Annotated in this window: 18 protein-coding genes and 1 pseudogene; 10 read left to right on the top strand and 9 right to left on the bottom strand. The window is 69.6% G+C overall.

The genetic code is table 11. The features are described 5' to 3' along the window. Window positions 1–143: 143 nt before the first annotated feature. The 3 genes from DFR72_RS23305 (at window position 144) to DFR72_RS23295 (ending at window position 2,842) form a co-directional block, all read left to right on the top strand. A complete protein-coding gene (locus tag DFR72_RS23305) occupies window positions 144–911 on the top strand; it encodes a heparin lyase I family protein (RefSeq protein ID WP_090064856.1) in 768 nt (255 codons plus the stop codon). 42 nt (window positions 912–953) lie between these two features. Beyond that, on the top strand, window positions 954–1,319 hold the full coding sequence (locus tag DFR72_RS23300) for a hypothetical protein (RefSeq protein WP_090064855.1): 366 nt from the start codon (window positions 954–956) through the stop codon (window positions 1,317–1,319). Between the two features lie 71 nt (window positions 1,320–1,390). Further along, a complete protein-coding gene (locus DFR72_RS23295; protein WP_170176362.1) occupies window positions 1,391–2,842 on the top strand; it encodes an endonuclease/exonuclease/phosphatase family protein in 1,452 nt (483 codons plus the stop codon). A gap of 17 nt (window positions 2,843–2,859) precedes the next feature. Here DFR72_RS23295 and DFR72_RS23290 read toward each other — a convergent pair whose 3' ends face one another. Further along, window positions 2,860–3,249 (bottom strand): RidA family protein, encoded by a 390-nt coding sequence (locus tag DFR72_RS23290; protein ID WP_090064853.1) that lies wholly within the window; start codon window positions 3,247–3,249, stop codon window positions 2,860–2,862. Window positions 3,250–3,334: 85 nt separating this feature from the next. Between DFR72_RS23290 and DFR72_RS23285 the strand changes: the two genes are divergently transcribed. After that, on the top strand, window positions 3,335–3,718 hold the full coding sequence (locus DFR72_RS23285; protein WP_245983388.1) for a winged helix-turn-helix transcriptional regulator: 384 nt from the start codon (window positions 3,335–3,337) through the stop codon (window positions 3,716–3,718). Window positions 3,719–3,750: 32 nt separating this feature from the next. After that, window positions 3,751–4,689 (top strand): NmrA/HSCARG family protein, encoded by a 939-nt coding sequence (locus tag DFR72_RS23280; RefSeq protein ID WP_090064851.1) that lies wholly within the window; start codon window positions 3,751–3,753, stop codon window positions 4,687–4,689. Here DFR72_RS23280 and DFR72_RS23275 read toward each other — a convergent pair. From DFR72_RS23275 to DFR72_RS23265, 4 genes are all read right to left on the bottom strand, one after another. Beyond that, entirely contained in the window at window positions 4,686–5,099 is a 414-nt protein-coding gene (locus DFR72_RS23275) for a MarR family winged helix-turn-helix transcriptional regulator (protein WP_090065232.1), read from the bottom strand. The genes DFR72_RS23280 and DFR72_RS23275 overlap by 4 nt on opposite strands. Before the next feature lie 355 nt (window positions 5,100–5,454). Next, entirely contained in the window at window positions 5,455–6,156 is a 702-nt protein-coding gene (locus tag DFR72_RS23270) for a DUF998 domain-containing protein (protein WP_090064850.1), read from the bottom strand. Beyond that, window positions 6,120–6,365, bottom strand: coding sequence for a hypothetical protein (locus DFR72_RS45025; RefSeq protein WP_143086678.1), 246 nt, complete (start codon window positions 6,363–6,365; stop codon window positions 6,120–6,122). Before DFR72_RS45025 ends, DFR72_RS23270 begins: the two co-directional genes overlap by 37 nt. Beyond that, window positions 6,359–8,002, bottom strand: coding sequence for an ATP-binding protein (locus DFR72_RS23265; protein WP_090064849.1), 1,644 nt, complete (start codon window positions 8,000–8,002; stop codon window positions 6,359–6,361). The genes DFR72_RS45025 and DFR72_RS23265 overlap by 7 nt, the downstream gene beginning before the upstream one ends. Before the next feature lie 127 nt (window positions 8,003–8,129). On the opposite strand from DFR72_RS23265, the gene DFR72_RS23260 reads away from it, so the two are divergent. Both DFR72_RS23260 and DFR72_RS23255 read left to right on the top strand, forming a co-directional pair. Next, window positions 8,130–10,070 carry a S8 family serine peptidase gene (locus DFR72_RS23260; protein ID WP_245983386.1) on the top strand — a complete coding sequence of 647 codons (1,941 nt, stop codon included), beginning with the start codon at window positions 8,130–8,132 and terminating at the stop codon, window positions 10,068–10,070. A 244-nt stretch (window positions 10,071–10,314) separates the two neighbouring features. After that, entirely contained in the window at window positions 10,315–11,172 is an 858-nt protein-coding gene (locus DFR72_RS23255; RefSeq protein WP_090064847.1) for a phosphatidylinositol-specific phospholipase C/glycerophosphodiester phosphodiesterase family protein, read from the top strand. Window positions 11,173–11,409: 237 nt separating this feature from the next. Here the strand turns inward: DFR72_RS23255 and DFR72_RS23250 are convergent. The 4 genes and pseudogenes from DFR72_RS23250 to DFR72_RS23235 form a co-directional block, all read right to left on the bottom strand. Further along, a pseudogene (locus DFR72_RS23250) lies at window positions 11,410–11,589 on the bottom strand (LLM class flavin-dependent oxidoreductase); the annotation flags it as partial. A gap of 181 nt (window positions 11,590–11,770) precedes the next feature. Then, window positions 11,771–12,184: a hypothetical protein gene (locus tag DFR72_RS23245; RefSeq protein WP_090064846.1), complete on the bottom strand. Its 414-nt coding sequence runs from the start codon at window positions 12,182–12,184 to the stop codon at window positions 11,771–11,773. Between the two features lie 40 nt (window positions 12,185–12,224). Further along, a complete protein-coding gene (locus tag DFR72_RS23240) occupies window positions 12,225–12,512 on the bottom strand; it encodes a muconolactone Delta-isomerase (RefSeq protein WP_090065231.1) in 288 nt (95 codons plus the stop codon). A gap of 160 nt (window positions 12,513–12,672) precedes the next feature. Then, on the bottom strand, window positions 12,673–13,179 hold the full coding sequence (locus DFR72_RS23235; RefSeq protein ID WP_090064845.1) for a DinB family protein: 507 nt from the start codon (window positions 13,177–13,179) through the stop codon (window positions 12,673–12,675). A gap of 97 nt (window positions 13,180–13,276) precedes the next feature. Between DFR72_RS23235 and DFR72_RS23230 the strand changes: the two genes are divergently transcribed. The 3 genes from DFR72_RS23230 to DFR72_RS23220 all read left to right on the top strand — a co-directional run bounded on the left by DFR72_RS23230 (window position 13,277) and on the right by DFR72_RS23220 (window position 16,033). Then, entirely contained in the window at window positions 13,277–14,272 is a 996-nt protein-coding gene (locus DFR72_RS23230; RefSeq protein ID WP_090064844.1) for a hypothetical protein, read from the top strand. A gap of 71 nt (window positions 14,273–14,343) precedes the next feature. Next, a complete protein-coding gene (locus DFR72_RS23225) occupies window positions 14,344–15,210 on the top strand; it encodes an RNA polymerase sigma-70 factor (RefSeq protein ID WP_090064843.1) in 867 nt (288 codons plus the stop codon). 76 nt (window positions 15,211–15,286) lie between these two features. Beyond that, window positions 15,287–16,033: an SDR family oxidoreductase gene (locus DFR72_RS23220; RefSeq protein ID WP_090064842.1), complete on the top strand. Its 747-nt coding sequence runs from the start codon at window positions 15,287–15,289 to the stop codon at window positions 16,031–16,033. Window positions 16,034–16,058 lie beyond the last annotated feature (25 nt).

Raw genomic sequence — 16,058 nt, 5'->3', positions numbered from 1 at the left:
GCATCTCCCGTTTCCCGGCAACACCTTCACCGGATCTGCACCATTTCTCCACAGACGTGAGCCCTTGACACGCCGGAGGCCCGTCGCAGATCGTGTGCCTACCGCTGCCTCGAATCGCCGCCCTGGTTCGAGGAGGAACACCGATGGAGTTGTTCAACCGCCGCACCGCGATGCTCGCCATCGCGGCCACGCCACTGGCCGCGGGTGTGGCATCAGCCGATGTGGGTGCGATGGCGTTCGTGCAGAAGTGGGCCCCGAACCCCGGTTCGGCGGGCCTCGGCGCGTTCGCCGGCATCGAGGACGACCGCTCGAACTCGCACCCCTCCGCCACGCACATCTTCGCCGAGAGCAACCAGTACCGGTTCGTGATGCACAAGTCCGATCGGGACGGTGCCGACCGGCAGCGCAACGAGGTGCGCGCGATCCAGACCGGCGGCACCCGGCACGACATGAAGAAGGGCGAGACCTGGCGCTTCAACTACCAGATGTACATCCCGACCTCGTTGAAGGGCACCACCAGCTTCTCGCACATCTTCCAGGTCAAGCACACCGGCGTGGACTCACCCGTGGTCACCATGTCGTTGTTCCGCTCGGGGTCGCTGGAGACCGTCGAGATGAGACTGTTCGGCGCGGGCCAGGCGAAACTCGGCAGCACGCCGCTGGCGCCGTTGCGCAACCGGTGGATCGACGTCGAGATCGAGATCAAGGTCGCCGACTCCGGCAGCCTGCGATACTCGCTGAAGGACGGCGGCACGACCATCGTCAACGCCTCGCGCTCCGGTTTCGACACGTGGCTGGGCGGTGACCAGGCGCATCCGAAGTGGGGCATCTACCGGAGCGTCAACGACTCCGCGCAACTGCAGGACACCTATCTGTTGCTGCGCAACATGAAGGCGTACCGGAACGAATAGTGGGTGTTCCCAGAACCGCGTCGAGAGGTGAGAATTGCTCGCGTGGGGGACCTTCACGGACGAACCGTCGAGAGCAGGGCCGGTGTCACCGCCTTCCTGGCGGGGGTGTGGCTGATCGCCGCACCGCCGGTCCTGCACTTCGGCGCGTCGCTGCACGCCTTTCGCCCGTACTGGGTGTCCATGGGCATCGCCGTCGTGATCATGCTGCTCGGCATGGTGCGCGCGATGGCCCCGTTGGACGTGCCGCTCATCCGGCCCGTGACGATCACGCTGGCGTTGTGCCTCATCGTCGTCGCGTTGGTGCGCACGGACGGTGGCAGCGCGGCTGTCTGGCTCAACCAACTGGTCGTCGGCACGCTCATCGCGTTGTCGGCCGCGCTGGCGTTGTTGATCAGCCTGCGCAGATGAGTGACCGGCCTCCAATCGGCTGCGGGAGGCCTCCGCCGAATGGCACCATGCCCCGCAGAGGGGGTTCCGCCATGGGGTCGAGGAAGTACGCGGCGTTCGCCGTCGCGGTCGCACTGGTCGCCGGGTGCAAGGACGAGGTCACGCCACCCGCGCCACCACCGGCCGAAACGTCCGTGACCGTGCTGAACCTGAACGCCGCCATGGGGTTCGAGCTGAAGCCGGGCAACGCCGACGGCACGGACGCCACGCCCGAGGACATCGGCCTGCTCGCGGACGACGTCCTCAAGCACCCCGCCGACGTGGTGCACCTGCAGGAGATGGCGGTCAACGCGGCCAGGGACCTGCGCGCGCTGCTGAGCGAGCGGACCGGGGCCGAGTGGCAGCTGAACTGGGCGCACTCGACCGTGGCGAGCTACTACGAGGGCAAGGCGGAGAACGAGGAACCGATCTGGAGGGACGTCTCCGCCGGCAACGCCCAGCTCATCCGCATCGGTGCCGGGATCCGGTCGCAACGGCCGATCACCCTCGACGGCGAGGGGCTGCCCAACGGGGAGCCGGACCAGGGAATCCTGTTGCCCACGACGAAGCCGGACAAGGGCCGCCGGTCGTTCCAGGGCGCGGAGATCACCACCGAGCACGGGAAGATCGACGTCTACAACACCCACCTGGCGCTGGAACGGGACTTCAGCGACGCCGACCGCGCGAAGGACGTCGAGGCCCTCCAGCGGTTCACCGAGTCCCGCACCAACCCGGCGGTCATCACCGGCGACTTCAACCAGGTGATCGACTCGATGTCGATCGAACCGGAGAGCCCCGGCGAGCTGTACCCGGTCCCGAGCCGGTCGCCGGACACCGTCTTCGCGCTGACCGAGTTCATGAAGAAGTACGGGTACACCGACGTCGCCAAGGACCTGGGAACCACGAGCAACCGCCAGCCGAACAACGAGCTCAAGAAGCTGTTCGCGGCCCGGATCGACTACATCCTCGCGCGCGGGCTGAAGACCAGGGACACCGCGAAGATCAAGAGCCACGAGTCCGACCACTGGGGCCTGGTCACCACGATCGACCCGGGATCGGAACGCGTCACCGCACCGCCCAGCCCGACCGTCTCGGCCGTGCCCGCGGACCGGTACCGGCACGAGCTGTACAGCGGCACGCCCTTCTACTTCTTCACCTCGGCGGACAGCACCTACCTCTGCGCGATCGTCAGCGACCAGGCCGTGTGCCAGGGACGCACGAACCCGGTGCCGCCCGCGCCGCCCACCTGTGCGCGGGAGGGCGGACCGAGCTGGGGGAACGGACTGTTCGTCGATGCGACAGGAAAGGTCGACTTCGTCTGCGCCGGCGGCATCATGTACGCGCCGACGGACCGTGCGCCGGACGAACGCGACGTCCTGCGGCCGGGCACGTCGTTCACCGCGCTCGGCTACACCTGCGGCGCTGAGCGGACCGGCATCCGTTGCAGGCAGGACGTCTCCGGACACGGGTTCTTCATCGCGCCGGACACCAACGAGCGGTTCTGACGGCAGCCGTGGGCAGATCAGTCGATCACGGCCGTGGCCTCGATCTCGACCAGGTGCTCGGGCACGTCCAGCGCGGCCACGCCGATCAGCGTGGCGGGCGGCTTCGCGGTCTCACCGACCTCCTTCATGGCGTTCTCGAGGCCCTCGAGGAGCGCCGGCATCTTGTCGGGCGTCCAGTCCACGACGTACACCCGGACCCTGGCCAGGTCCGCGAACGACGCCCCCGCGGCCTTCAGTGCGGTGTGCACGTTCACATAGGCCTGCTCGGTCTGGGTGGCGAGGTCCGGCGCGGCGTCCCAGGCGACCTGCCCGGCCAGGTAGATCGTCTTCGCGCCGCTCGCGACGGCCACGTGGTGGTAGACGTCGATCTGCGGCAGCTCTTCGGAGTTGATGAGCGTGACGGCCATTGCGGTTCTCCTGTTGGCTCTCTTGTGGTTACTCACTCACCGTAGGAGAGTGATAGCCAACCTGGAAGAACGCACTTTTTCGAGAGTGGGGCACCACGAGGTGAGCAAGCAGCTCAGCGGCGATCTGGCCCGCGCGGATTCCCTGGCACGCGAGATCTTCTCCGACATCGCCAACAAGTGGGCGCTGCTGATAGTCGAGACCATCGGCGACACCACGAAGCGCTTCACCGAGCTGAAGACGGAGGTCGACGGCATCAGCCACAAGATGCTGACCCAGAACCTGCGGCTCCTGGAGCGCAACGGCCTCGTGTCGCGCGTCGTGCACCCGACCGTGCCGCCGCGGGTCGACTACACGCTCACCGAGCCGGGGCAGGCGTTGCGGGCGACCGTGGACGCCATGTGCGCCTGGACGACGCGGTATCTGAGCGAGATCGAGGAGGCACGCAGTCGCTTTGGTCACTCTTCTTGATAGTCACTGAGAAGTGACTATATGGTGTGGGCATGACCGAGAAGAAGATCATTGCTGTGGTGGGAGCGACCGGCGAGCAGGGCGGCGCGGTGGCCAGGGCGTTGCTGGCCGACGGCGAGTTCGCGGTGCGGGCCCTGGCTCGCACCCCCGAGTCGGCCGCGGCCCAGAAGGTCGCCGCGCTGGGGGCCGAGGTCGTCCAGGCGGACCTGTACGACGTCGAAAGCCTGCGGAAGGCGTTCGACGGGGCGTACGGCGCCTACCTGGTGACGCCGTTCTTCACGCACATGTCGGCTGCCAAGGAACTCGAAGAGGTCAAGAACCTCGTAGCCGCCGCGAAGGGGCTGCAGCACGTCGTGTGGTCGACGCTGGAGGACACCCGCGAGGTGATCTCGCTCGACGACGACCGGATGCCCACGCTCGACGAGAAGTACAAGGTGCCGCACTTCGACGTGAAGGGCGGCGAGGCGGACCCGTTGTTCGAGCAGGCGGGGCTTCCGACGACGTACGTGCGGATGTCGTTCTACTGGAACAACCTGCTGAGTGGCATGGCCCCGTACCGGGCGGCCGACGGGTCGCTCGTGCTCTCGTTGCCGATGGGGGAGAGCCGGATCTCCGGAATCGCCGCCGAGGACATCGGCAAGGCGATCGTGAGCGTGCTCAAGCACCCGGAGAAGACGATCGGGCAGACGATCGGGCTCGGCGTCGAGCACCTGACCGGCCAGGAGGTCGCGCAGGCGTTCAGCGACGTGCTCGGTGAGGACGTCAGGTACGAGCCGCTGTCGCACAACGACTTCCGCGCGCTCGGCTTCCGCGAGGCGGTGGAGATCGGGAACATGCTCCAGTACTACACGGAGTTCGACACGCACATCCTGCCGCGCCGCGACACCGGGCAGACCCGTGAGCTCGTGCCGGCGTGGCTGACGCTCAAGGAGTTCCTCGCCGCGCACCGCGAGGACATCGTGATCGGCTAGTAGCCGCGCGAGACCTCGGCGAAGACCTTCTTGAACTCGGCGAACCGTTCCTGGCCCACGCGTTCCGCGAGCCCGGCCTCGATCTCGGAGATGATCCTCCTGGCCTGGACCATCTGGTCGAGCCCGCGTTCGGTGGGCACGACCAGCTTCGCCCTGCGGTCCGCGGGATCAGGCCGGCGGGCGACGTAGCCGAGGCGTTCGAGCTCGTCGATGAGCGTGCCGACGACCTGCTTGTGCTGGCCGGAGCGTTCGGACAGCTCGCTCGCGCGCGTGCCGTCCTGGGCGATGTAGGCCATGACGGCGCCGTGGCGGGGACGCAGGTGCTCGTGGCCCGCCTCGGCGAGGCGGGTGAAGAGTTCCTTCTGGAACCCGGAGAGCAGGTGCGCGGAAAGGACGCCGACGTCTGGCATGGCGACGATGTTAACCCGGCGGCGGCCGAGTCCGAAGAGGACGGACGAACTCGGCACGCCTTGCCGGGCGGGGGTCAGGCCTGCGGTTCGTGCAGGCCGAACGGGGTGCCCTGGTCGTCCGCGCAGTGGGCGATGCGGCCGACGTGCTCAGTGGAAATGCTTGGACGGTCACCGATGAGGGCGGAATGTGATCGCGGTGACACTGCTACTCGTAGGCCGGGGCAACGACCGGCCCATGCGACTCTGGCGCTACTCGGGACCGAGGTGGGTGTGGCCGGAACCTGCGGTACGGATTCCGCTTCACTGGATCTGTGCGCTCATGAGTTCGGGCCGTCGGTGCAGACGGTCTGACCGCCTATCTCGCGGGAGCGAGAACCTCGTCGGTCCGGGAGCACCTGGCGGTGAGGATCACCGTCGCGGCGACGAGCTGCCAGGTGGTGATGGCGTAGACGGAGCCGCGTTCCCATGTGCCGTTGTCGAGCAGCAGGGATGTCCCGGTGGCGGTGGCGAAGCCGAGTGCTAGCAGCGAGGTGAGGCCGATGCCGCTCAACGCGAAGCCCGCGATCCGGGCGAAGCGGGCTGCGGCGTGGCCGCGGAGCAGGAGAGCCGCGGCGATGGTCGCGAGGTTGCCGCCGAGGATGGCCATCACCGCTCCGACGGGATGCAGGGCTGCGGCAACGTCGTCGGCGTGTCCGCTGTGGAAGGTGCCGACCAGGCCGTTGCCGACTGCGTGCACGACTGCCAGGACCAGAAAGGCCGAACGCCCCCGGCCGGCGGGGAGGGCCCGGGCCAGGAACACCGCGCCGAGCAGGAAGAACAGGCCCTGGTGCAGGAAGCCGAGGTTCATGACCTCCGCCAAGGGTGAGTCGATCCGCCGCTCGTCGAGAGCGTCCTCTCGTACGGCGCCGAGATCGCTGATGTAGTTGTGCGCATAGCTGTAGTTCGGGAATGCGGACGCTGCGACGGCCTCCGAGATCAGGTACCAGGCACTTCCCGACATCCACAGCACCGCTGCGGTGATCAGCGGTTCTCGTCGCAGCTCGCCCGGTCGCACCATTCTCGCTCCTCAACCGCACCGGTCACCCGGTCGGTGTCCTGGAGAGAATTCTGGCCGGTCGGTGGCTTTGGCGCTTGGTGGTGAAGCGGTACCGCGGACGGGGTGTGGCGCCGGATCGTCGATGGGCCCGTCTGTGACGCCTCCAGTTGACGGATCGCCTGCCGCGGGCGTCCGATCTCGGCCAGCACCGATGAGAGGTTGTTCAGCACGCGGCCGAGCGTCGCGTCGTCGCCGGAGAGGCGGGCGACGGCCGGCGCCTGGCGCAGGTGTGCCAGGGCGGCGCCGGGTTGCCCCGCTCCGCCGCGGCCATGCCGAGCAGGCTCAGACCGGCGGTTCGCGTGCTGTGATCGTCGTCCGCCGCCACGGCCGGCGCAGGTTCCGCCGACTCGCTCGCCGCGTCCAGGTCGCCGCGCAACGCCCCCGGCTGACCCGATCTGATCAGCAACGGCGGGATCCCGCCCGTGCCCACCTGGCTGAGCAACTCCGCGCCTTCGCCGAGCCGTCCGGTGGCCTCGTAGAACCGGGTCAGCGCCATCGCCGCGGCCGCGTCGAGCCGTGCGGGGTCCTCGGCCGCCGCCCAGTGCAACGCGGCACGGACGTTGGCCGCGTCGAGGGCACCGAACGTCGAACCGGCGCGCAACCTGTCGAGGTAGTGCGTGGCGATCCGGGCGCGGGCGTCGGGGGAGTCGAGCTGCTCGGCGGCCAGTTCGGCGACGGTGTCCGGCAGCGTGTAGCGCGAGGTGTCGCCGTCCGGGGTGAGCCGGACCAGGTTGAGGTCGACCAGCTCGGTCAGCTCCGGCAACGGTTGTCCGAGCAGCGTTTCGAGGTCTTCCAGGCGGACGCCGCCGTGGAAAGCGCCCAGGAAGCGGAACGTGGTGCGCGCTTCGGCGGTCACCAGGTCCAGCGTGGCCTCGATCGCCGCGCGCAGCGAACGGTGCCGGGCGGGCAGGTCACGCGGCCCGTCGGTGAGGTAGCGCAGCCGGTGCGTGAGGCGCGTGGCCAGGTCCGCCGGGCTCATCAGCCGCACCCAGCCCGCCGCCAGTTCGATCGCCAGCGGCAGGTGTTCGACCTTCTGGCAGATGGCGTGCACCGCGTCGTCGGCGAACTGCAGCCCGGCTCGTCGCACGAACAGTGCTGCCGCCGCCTCACGGGACAAGCCGCTCAACGCGAGCACGTGTTCGTCGCGCACCCGCAGCGGCTGTTGGCTCGTGACCACGACGGTCAGGCCGGGGCAGCGGCGCGGCAGGGCGGCGAGTTCCGCTGCGGCATCCACCAGTTGCTCGAACCGGTCGACCACCAGCACCACCCGCCGGTCGCGCAGGTGCGCGGCCACCCGGTCCGGCGGCGCCAGCCGGGACGGACCACAGCCCAGCGCGTCTGCCAGCAGATCACCGACCAGCGCCACGTCGCTGACGGCGGACAGGTCGAGCGTGCACACCACCAGATCGGTGCGCCCGCCGAGCAACTCGGCCAGTTCGGCGGCGAGGCGCGACTTGCCGCCGCCCGCCGGGCCGGTGATCGAGACGAGTCGGTGCCGTGCCCGCAGCACCAGGTCCAGCAACGACCGCAGCTCGTCGTTCCGCCCGACCAGGCCGTCCGTGCCGGCAGGGACCGAGGAGGCCGACGGCGTCGAAGGACGTGCCGCGGCGAGGAACGCGGTCAGATCGTCACCGGTCAGCTTCAGCGCCGTTGCCATCAGCCGCGCCGACTGCGATCGCGGAACCCTTCTGCCCCGCTCCAGGTCCCGCAACGCGCGGTCGCTGATCCCGCTGAGCCGCGCGAGCTCCGCCTGGCTCAGCGCGGCGGCGGCCCGGTGACGGCACAGCAGTTCGGCGAACGCGGACACCGGGCCGACCGTAGCGGAAGTTCACCGGAAACTCCGGCGGATTAACTGGCCTCCGCCCGGACCTGGCAGTCATCGTCGGTGCCGGACGTCGGGGGACATGTCCAGGATTTCGTTGGGGAGGACGGAATTGTCGTACTCATCAAGACGGGTGGTGCTCACCCTCGCCGTAGCGGCGCTCGCTTCCGCGGGGCTGGCCACACCCGCGACGGCGGCACAGGGTGAGATCCGCGTGGGCACGGGGGCGAAGACCATCGCGGGCCGATACATCGTGGTGCTCAAGGAGAACGCGGACGCGGCCGACATCGTCACCAAGAACGGTGGCGGTGAGGTGCGGGAGACCTGGCGGCACGCGCTCAAGGGTTTCGCGCTCGGGGCCGACGAGGTCACGGCCAGGCGGATCGCGGCGGACCCACGCGTCGCCTACGTCGAACAGGACGCCGAGATCACCGCGGACGCCAACCAGCCGACGCCGTCGGCGTTGTGGGGCCTCGACCGGCTCGACCAGATCACCGGGCGGTCCAACGGCCAGTACGTCTCCGCCGGTTCCGGTGCTCGCGACGTGCGCGCGTACGTGATCGACACCGGCATTCGCACGACGCACACCGACTTCGGCGGCCGCGCGAGTTGGGGTACGAACACCACCGGGGACAACAACAACACCGACTGCAACGGCCACGGCACCCACGTGGCGGGCACCATCGGCGGCACCGCGCACGGCGTCGCGAAGTCGGTGCGGCTGGTGGCGGTGAAGGTTCTCGACTGCTCGGGTTCGGGCACCACCGCCGGTGTCATCAGCGGTGTCAACTGGGTGACCCAGAACGCCGTGCGCCCGGCCGTGGCGAACATGAGCCTCGGTGGCGGCGCCAGCGCGACGCTGGACGCGGCTGTCGAAGCCTCGATCGCCGCGGGCATCACGTACGCGGTCGCCGCGGGCAACGCGAACCGCGACGCCTGCCAGACCTCGCCGGCCCGCGCGCCGAACGCGATCACCGTCGGTGCCACCGACCGCAACGACGTGCGACCGACGAACTGGAGCAGCGGCGGCAGCAACTTCGGCAGCTGCGTGGACCTCTTCGCCCCCGGCGACGACATCACCTCGCTGTCGAACACCAGCGACACCGCCACCAGGTCGCTCAGCGGAACGTCGATGGCCGCGCCGCACGTCGCCGGTGTCGCCGCGCTGTACCTGCAGCGCAACGCGAACGCCTCGCCGACCACCGTCTGGTTCGAGATGGTGTTCGTCGAAGCCACCAGGGACGTCGTGGTGAACCCGGGCGCGGGCTCGCCGAACCTGCTGCTCAACTCCCGCTACACCTTCGGCGGGCCGGACGGCGACTACAACGACGACCAGCGCACGGACACCACTGTGTGGCGTCCGTCGACGGGCCAGTGGTTCGTGCGCAACCAGTTCACCGTCGCGTGGGGTCAGCAGGGCGATGTCCCGGTGCCGGGCGACTACAACGGCGACGGCGTGTCCGACGTGGCGGTGTGGCGTCCGTCCACCGGTCAGTGGTTCGTGAACGGCCAGTTCACCGTCGCGTGGGGTCAGCAGGGTGACGTCCCGGTGCCGGGCGACTACAACGGCGACCAGATCACCGACGTCGCGGTGTGGCGCCCGTCGACGGGCCAGTGGTTCGTGCACGACCAGTTCACCCGGCAATGGGGCCAGCAGGGCGACATCCCGGTGCCCGCCGACTACGACGGTGACGGTGCGGCACAGGCCGCCGTGTGGCGTCCGTCCACCGGGACCTGGCACTACATCGGCGCGTTCGGCGTCGTCGTCTCCGTCCAATGGGGACAGAGCGGTGACGTTCCCGTGGTAGGTGACTACAACGGGAACGGCGGGTTCGACCTGACGGTGTGGCGTCCGTCGACCGGTGAGTGGCACGTGCGCGGCGTCAGCTCGACGCAGTGGGGTCAGCAGGGCGACATCCCGGTGCCCGGCGACTACAACGGCGACGGGGTGGGTGACCTGGCGGTCTGGCGTCCGTCGACCGGGCAGTGGTTCGTGCGCAACCAGTTCACCGTCGCGTGGGGCGTGCAGGGGGACAAACCCCTGGCGTCATGACGGCAGAGCCGGGGCCGCCTTCCTCGTGAAGGCGGCCCCGGCCGACGTCAGCGTGCCGTTCTGGGGTGAGGTCGTCTGACTGGTCCCGGTTCTCACCTCTGACACGTGTGCGAGCTGGTTGCCGCCGCGTCGAGCGGTGTTCGCCCGGAAGAAGCACTGTTTCCACCGGCAGCGGCTAGACACTGTGCATGCCCACCGCTCGCGCCGGCGTGGGTTCGCGTGTGAGCGCAGAGAAGGGGATCCGATGAAGCGACCGACGTTGTCCGTTGTGCTGGCATTGCTCGTGACCGTCGTGGCGAGCCCGCTGCCGGGTGCCGTTGCCGCGCCAGGCCGGGTGCAGCCGCTCGAACGTGCGCACGCGCACAACGACTACGAGCACGACCGCCCGCTGGCCGACGCCCGCGACCGCGGGTTCACGTCGGTGGAGGCCGACGTGTGGCTGGTGGACGGCGAACTCCGGGTGGCGCACGACCTGGTCGACGCGCGGCCGGGCCGCACGCTGAGCAGCCTCTACCTCCAACCGCTCGCGCAGGTCGTGCGTGCGAACGGGGGTCGCGTCTACCCGCACTGGCGCGGTTCCTTCCAGCTGCTCGTCGACATCAAGAGCGATGGTCCGGCGACCTACCAGGCCGTGGACGAGGCGCTGCGCGAGTTCCGTCCCATGCTCACCCAGTGGGTCAACGGTCACGAACGACGTGGCGCGGTCGAGGTGGTCATCAGCGGGAACCGGCCGCGTGAGGACATGCTCGCCCAGCGGATCCGGCGGGCCGGGTACGACGGACGGCTGAGCGATCTGGGCAGTGGTGTCCCCGCCACGTTCATGCCGCTCGTCAGCGACAACTGGACGAAGAACTTCACGTGGCAGGGAGTCGGTGCCATGCCCGTGGCCGAGCGGGAGAAGCTGCGCCGCATCGTGTCGCAGGCACACGCCGCCGGCTACCGGGTGCGGTTCTGGGCCACCCCGGACGTGGCGGGTGAGGCGCGGAACGCGGTGTGGCGTGAGCTGCTCGCGGCCGGCGTCGACCACATCAACACCGACGACCTCGCAGGATTGCGGGAGTTCCTGCTCGCGAACGACCCGGCTGAACGCCGCAGGAGCTGAACCGGGCGGAGGGCCGCACCGCTCGGGCGGAGGTGGCCGCGCAGTGGGCAGACTCATAGGCGGGGCGACCGCGGCGATCACGCCCACGAAGTTCATCGGGGCCGGTGACACGGTTGTGGGCGGGAGGTGCCGGGCGAACGCGCACCGCACGCCCAGCTCGGCGGCCAGCGCCGAGGTGCCCGACACGCCGCCCGCGCCGACGCGCAGGCGTTCGGTGACGGCCGCGAGATGGGCGACGAGGACGGCTGGTGCGGAGCTGGCGACCCCTCGAATGCCGTGGTGCTCCGGTACCCGGTACCGGTGGAACCCCAGCTCTTCCGCCAGCTCCGCGAGATCGGTGGTGTTGCGCAACGCCTCGCGCGGCGTCGAACCCCGCACGATCGGAGACGTGTCCAGCACCGACAAGCGCAGGCCCATGTCTCCCACGCCTGGGGACTAGGGCGTGTCCCGTAGGTCCGTTCGATGAGAGTCACGGTCGAGAGACCCGGAGGCGGTGCCGCCGCAATGCCCTCATACCGGGCGTATTCGGGCTTTGCGGCGGTGCCGCCTCCGGGGCCCTCGGCCGCGACTATCGCGAACGAGACTTACGGGACACGCCCTAGCAGCGCTCGTCGGTCTGTCCCCAGTAGACGTTGCCGTCGCCCCACACCTCGCCGTACGCGCGAGTGCACTTGGTGAGCGTGTTGGTGCCCTTGGACCAGACGTTCTGCTTGTTGCGCCCGTTGACGTTGCTGCCGTAGTCGCGGTCGCCGTTCACGACCATCGCGGCGCTGGAGCTGAAGCCACCGGGCTGCGCGGCGTAGGAGTCCCACACGTAGGTGTAGGCCCAGTTCTTGCCGCACCCCTTGAACTGCTTGACCGAGGCGATGATCGTGCCGTTCTTCTTCACGTACCCCGTGGAGCCGATCTGCTCGGTGCTCGCGCATCCCGGCGCGGACTCGGCCTGGGCCGTGCCCACGCAGGCCAGTGCCGACAGCGCCACCGCGGGAAGGAACAACATCACTTTGCGCATGCCCCACGGTGGCGCGGGCCGGTTAGCCGGCGGTAAATCGTCATGGCTGGGCCGCGAGGTCGGAGGGATGCGTCGCCAGCGGCGTCACCTGCACCCGCATGTGCTCCCACAGCGGTAACGACGACAGGAACGCGTGCAGCTCGTCGTTGGACGGCACGTCGAAGACGCTGATGTCGCTGTGCTGTCCGACGACGCGCCACAGGTGGGGCCAGACGCCCAGTTTCTGCAGCTCCAGCTCGCGGTCCTTCTGGGCGCGCACCAACTCGGCGCGGTCGTTGGGGTCCATGTCGTGGGGCAGGGAAACGTCCATCCGCACGTGGAAGAGCACGGTCACCTCCTGGTGAAGGCCGCGACGGCCGCGGGGTCCAGTTCGAGCCCCTGGCCGACCGGCGGGTGCAGGTAGCCGCCGTGGCGCAGCGGCGTGGCCGGCGGCTCCTCGCGCCGCCGTGACGGGGAATACCCGCAGCGGCCGCGATCGAAGCGACGGCTCAGGCCCCGGTGACGCCATCGATGCCCTCGCGCAGGAAGTCAGCGTGGCCGTTGTGCCGCGCGTACTCGTGGCAGAGGTGGTTCATCACCAGCCGCAACGACACCTGCTCGCCCCAGCGCGGCTGGTAGCCCGTGACGTCCAGCGACTCGGCCTCGCGCTCGATCCGGCGCGAGTGCCCGACCTCCGCCTGCCACGCTTCGAACGCCTCGGACCTCGTCGAGCTCGAGGCGTCGTAGGCGACCTGGTAGTCGCCCTCGTCCGACCAGACGAGCGGGATGTCCTCGCCGTTGATGACCTTGCGGAACCACGTGCGCTCCACCTCGGCCATGTGCCGGACGAGGCCGAGCAGCGTGAGCGTGGACGGCGGCATCGAGCGGCGGCGCAGGTCGTCGTCGGACAGGCCGTCGCACTTCATCGCGAGGGTGGCGCGGTGGAAGTCGAGGAACGCGCGCAGGGTCTCGCGTTCGCCGCCGCGCATCGGAGGGCTGGGGCGTTCGGTGGTCACGTGATCAGTCTGCCCTGGTCCGTTCGGGTGACGCGGGCAACCGGCGGCAGCGGTCCCGCGTGGTCGTGACGTCTTCAGCTGATTCGGGGGGATCATCATGCGCGGACGCGCTTTCATCGCGGCGATCGGCTTGGCCGGCACGGTCCTGGCGGCGCCGGGGGTGGCCGCGGCGGACCCGGCGCCCTGCACCTGGGTCGTGTCCAAGGTGGCGGTACCCGACGGGTACGAACCGACTTTCACCAGGGTGAAGGGCACGGACAGCCACGGCGGCTACGCCGGCACCTCGTTGCGGATGTCGGCGAACACCGACGACCTGATCATCTGGACCGGCGGCGTGCCGCGGGTGGTCCACGAGCTGCGGCACCTGCTGTGGTTGTCGATGGCCGGCCAGAACTCGTCGGGCACCGTGCTGGTCAGCGGCCGGATCGTCGCCGAGGAGCGGTGGGCGGTCGCGTCCTACTCGCCTTCGGGCGTGGTCACCGAGTACGCGGCTCCGGAGGGTTACCGCCTATCCGCCGCGACCGCCATCAACGAACGTGGTGACGTGCTCGCGTCCGGCGAGCGGATCTCGGACGGTCAGGAGGTCGGGATCGTGTGGTCCACGATCGCGGTCGCGCCGCAGATCGTCGACACGTCCGCCGGCACGCCCCAGGACCTGGACGACGACGGCACCGTGCTGCTGCGCGGCCGCGAAGGCAAGCCGGGAGCCCTGTGGCGGTCCGGAAAGGTGACGTTGCTGGCAGACGAGGGCAAGCCCGCCTACGTGCAGGCGATCCGGGGTGGCAAGGCGATCGGCTACCAGGTCGACGGGACGTGGCCGGAGTCGCAGGCCCTGCTGTGGGACCGCGACGGCGCCGTCCGGCACATCGAAGACGGTGGCACCGCGTTCGCCATCAACGCGAACGGGCTGATCACGGGTGAACGGTCCACAATGGTCGGACGGGTGTCGGTCTGGCGGGACACGGCCTTCCTGGGCGAACTGCCTCACATCGCCGACATCCCGTACGTCTCCGAGCTGGTCGTGGTGGGTGACGACAACAACCTCTTCGGCGACGCGGGTTACTACGGGCCACTGCGCTGGACGTGCGCTTAGACCCGTGTGAGGCGCCACATCACCGCCCCCTCCGATCGGCGCTAACGTTGCCGTGAGGAGAGGGGTGGCTGATGACGCAGCAGCTCGACGAGGCCGAGTCGGTGTTCGCGGCGGCCCGGCCGAGGCTGTTCGGCATCGCGTACCGCATGACCGGCAGCGTGGCCGACGCCGAGGACCTGGTGCAGGAGGTGTGGGTGCGCTGGCAGCTCGCGGACCGCGCCGCCGTGCTCAACCCCGAGGCGTACCTGGCCACCGCGGTCACCCGGCTCGCGATCAACGAGTCGCGGACCGCACGGGCCCGCCGCGAGACCTACGTCGGGCCGTGGCTGCCCGAACCCGTCGACACCTCCGCGGACCCGCAGGTCGGGGCGGAGCGGGGCGCGGTGCTCGAACTCGCGGTGCTGATGCTGCTGGAGAAGCTGACCCCGACCGAACGTGCCGCGTACGTGCTGCGCGAGGCGTTCGACTACCCGTACCGGGAGATCGCCGAGATCGTGCAGACCAGCGAGGTCGCGACGCGGCAGCTGGTCAGCAGGGCGCGCAAGCACCTCGCGGACGAACGCCGGGTGCCCGTCGAGCGCGCGGACCAGCGCAAGCTGCTGGAGGCGTTCGTGGCGGCGGCGCAGGCCGGTGACCTGGCGGCGCTCGAGGAGCTGTTCGCGCAGGACGTCGTGAGCTACTCCGACAGCAACGGCGCGATCCGGGCGGCCGGTCGCCCGCTGTTCGGGGCGGCCTCCCTGGCGAAGATCATCTCAGGTTGGGCGCCGTCGTTCTGGGCCGGCGCGGAAGCGTCGTTCGTCGAGGCGAACGGGCTCACCGCCGTGCGGCTGCGCAAGGACGACGGCACGTACGCGGTGATCACCGTGACGGCGTCAGCGGAAGGCATCGACCAGGTGTTGTGGCTGGTCAACCCCGAGAAGCTGGCGGCGTTCCAGTAGGCCTGTCACAACTTCGGGGCCTGTCCTGTCTTAGCTCGTGAACACCCGCACAGGGAACACGAGAGGGATGGAACCCATGAGGATCGTTGTCATCGGCGGCACCGGTTTGATCGGCAGCCAGGTCGTGAAGCGGCTCGGTGAGCACGGCCACGACGCCGTGCCCGCGTCCCCGAACAGCGGCGTGAACACGCTGACCGGAGAGGGCGTAGAGGAGGTGCTGAAGGGCGCCGACGTGCTGGTCGACGTGTCGAACTCGCCGTCGTTCGCCGACGACGACGTCATGAACTTCTTCACCACCGCCACGACGAACCTGACCAAGGCGGCAGCCGAGGCGGGCGTCGGCCACTACGTCGCGCTGTCGATCGTCGGCACGGACGAGCTGCCCGAGTCCGGCTACCTGCGGGCGAAGGTGGCGCAGGAGAAGCTCATCGAGGAGTCGGGCCTGACGTACTCGATCATCCGCGCCACCCAGTTCTTCGAGTTCGCGGGTGCCATCGCGAACTCCGCCGAGCGGGACGGCGCCGTGCACCTCCCGCACGGTGGCGTCCAGCCGATCGCCGCGTCCGACGTCGCCGCGGTGGTCGCGCGGACCGCCGCGACCGAGCCGGTCAACGGTGTGCTGGAGATCGGCGGCCCGGAAGAGTTCACTATGGACGGTTGGGTCCGCACGGTGCTGACGCAGCGCAAGGACCCCCGAGAGGTCATCGGCGACCCGCAGGCCCAGTACTTCGGCACGTTGCTGACCGGCAAGCAGCTCGTGCCGAACGCGGGCGCGCAGCTGCAGCCGACCAGCCTGCAGGACTGGCTCGCCGCGGGGAACTGACGTTCGCGGCGGGTGGGGAACGGGC

The organism is Lentzea flaviverrucosa (assembly GCF_003350445.1).
In the GTDB taxonomy this organism is placed as follows: domain Bacteria; phylum Actinomycetota; class Actinomycetes; order Mycobacteriales; family Pseudonocardiaceae; genus Lentzea; species Lentzea californiensis.
Note: the sequence above shows the minus strand (reverse complement) of the source record. Positions and strands in the feature narration are given on the sequence as shown.

Coding starts and splice junctions, on each gene's coding strand:
- DFR72_RS23305 (WP_090064856.1), top strand. CDS start 144: ATGGAGTTGTTCAACCGCCGCACCGCGATGCTCGCCATCGCGGCCACG.
- DFR72_RS23295 (WP_170176362.1), top strand. CDS start 1,391: ATGGGGTCGAGGAAGTACGCGGCGTTCGCCGTCGCGGTCGCACTGGTC.
- DFR72_RS23290 (WP_090064853.1), bottom strand. CDS start 3,249: ATGGCCGTCACGCTCATCAACTCCGAAGAGCTGCCGCAGATCGACGTC.
- DFR72_RS23280 (WP_090064851.1), top strand. CDS start 3,751: ATGACCGAGAAGAAGATCATTGCTGTGGTGGGAGCGACCGGCGAGCAG.
- DFR72_RS23275 (WP_090065232.1), bottom strand. CDS start 5,099: ATGCCAGACGTCGGCGTCCTTTCCGCGCACCTGCTCTCCGGGTTCCAG.
- DFR72_RS23270 (WP_090064850.1), bottom strand. CDS start 6,156: ATGGTGCGACCGGGCGAGCTGCGACGAGAACCGCTGATCACCGCAGCG.
- DFR72_RS23255 (WP_090064847.1), top strand. CDS start 10,315: ATGAAGCGACCGACGTTGTCCGTTGTGCTGGCATTGCTCGTGACCGTC.
- DFR72_RS23245 (WP_090064846.1), bottom strand. CDS start 12,184: ATGCGCAAAGTGATGTTGTTCCTTCCCGCGGTGGCGCTGTCGGCACTG.
- DFR72_RS23230 (WP_090064844.1), top strand. CDS start 13,277: ATGCGCGGACGCGCTTTCATCGCGGCGATCGGCTTGGCCGGCACGGTC.
- DFR72_RS23225 (WP_090064843.1), top strand. CDS start 14,344: ATGACGCAGCAGCTCGACGAGGCCGAGTCGGTGTTCGCGGCGGCCCGG.
- DFR72_RS23220 (WP_090064842.1), top strand. CDS start 15,287: ATGAGGATCGTTGTCATCGGCGGCACCGGTTTGATCGGCAGCCAGGTC.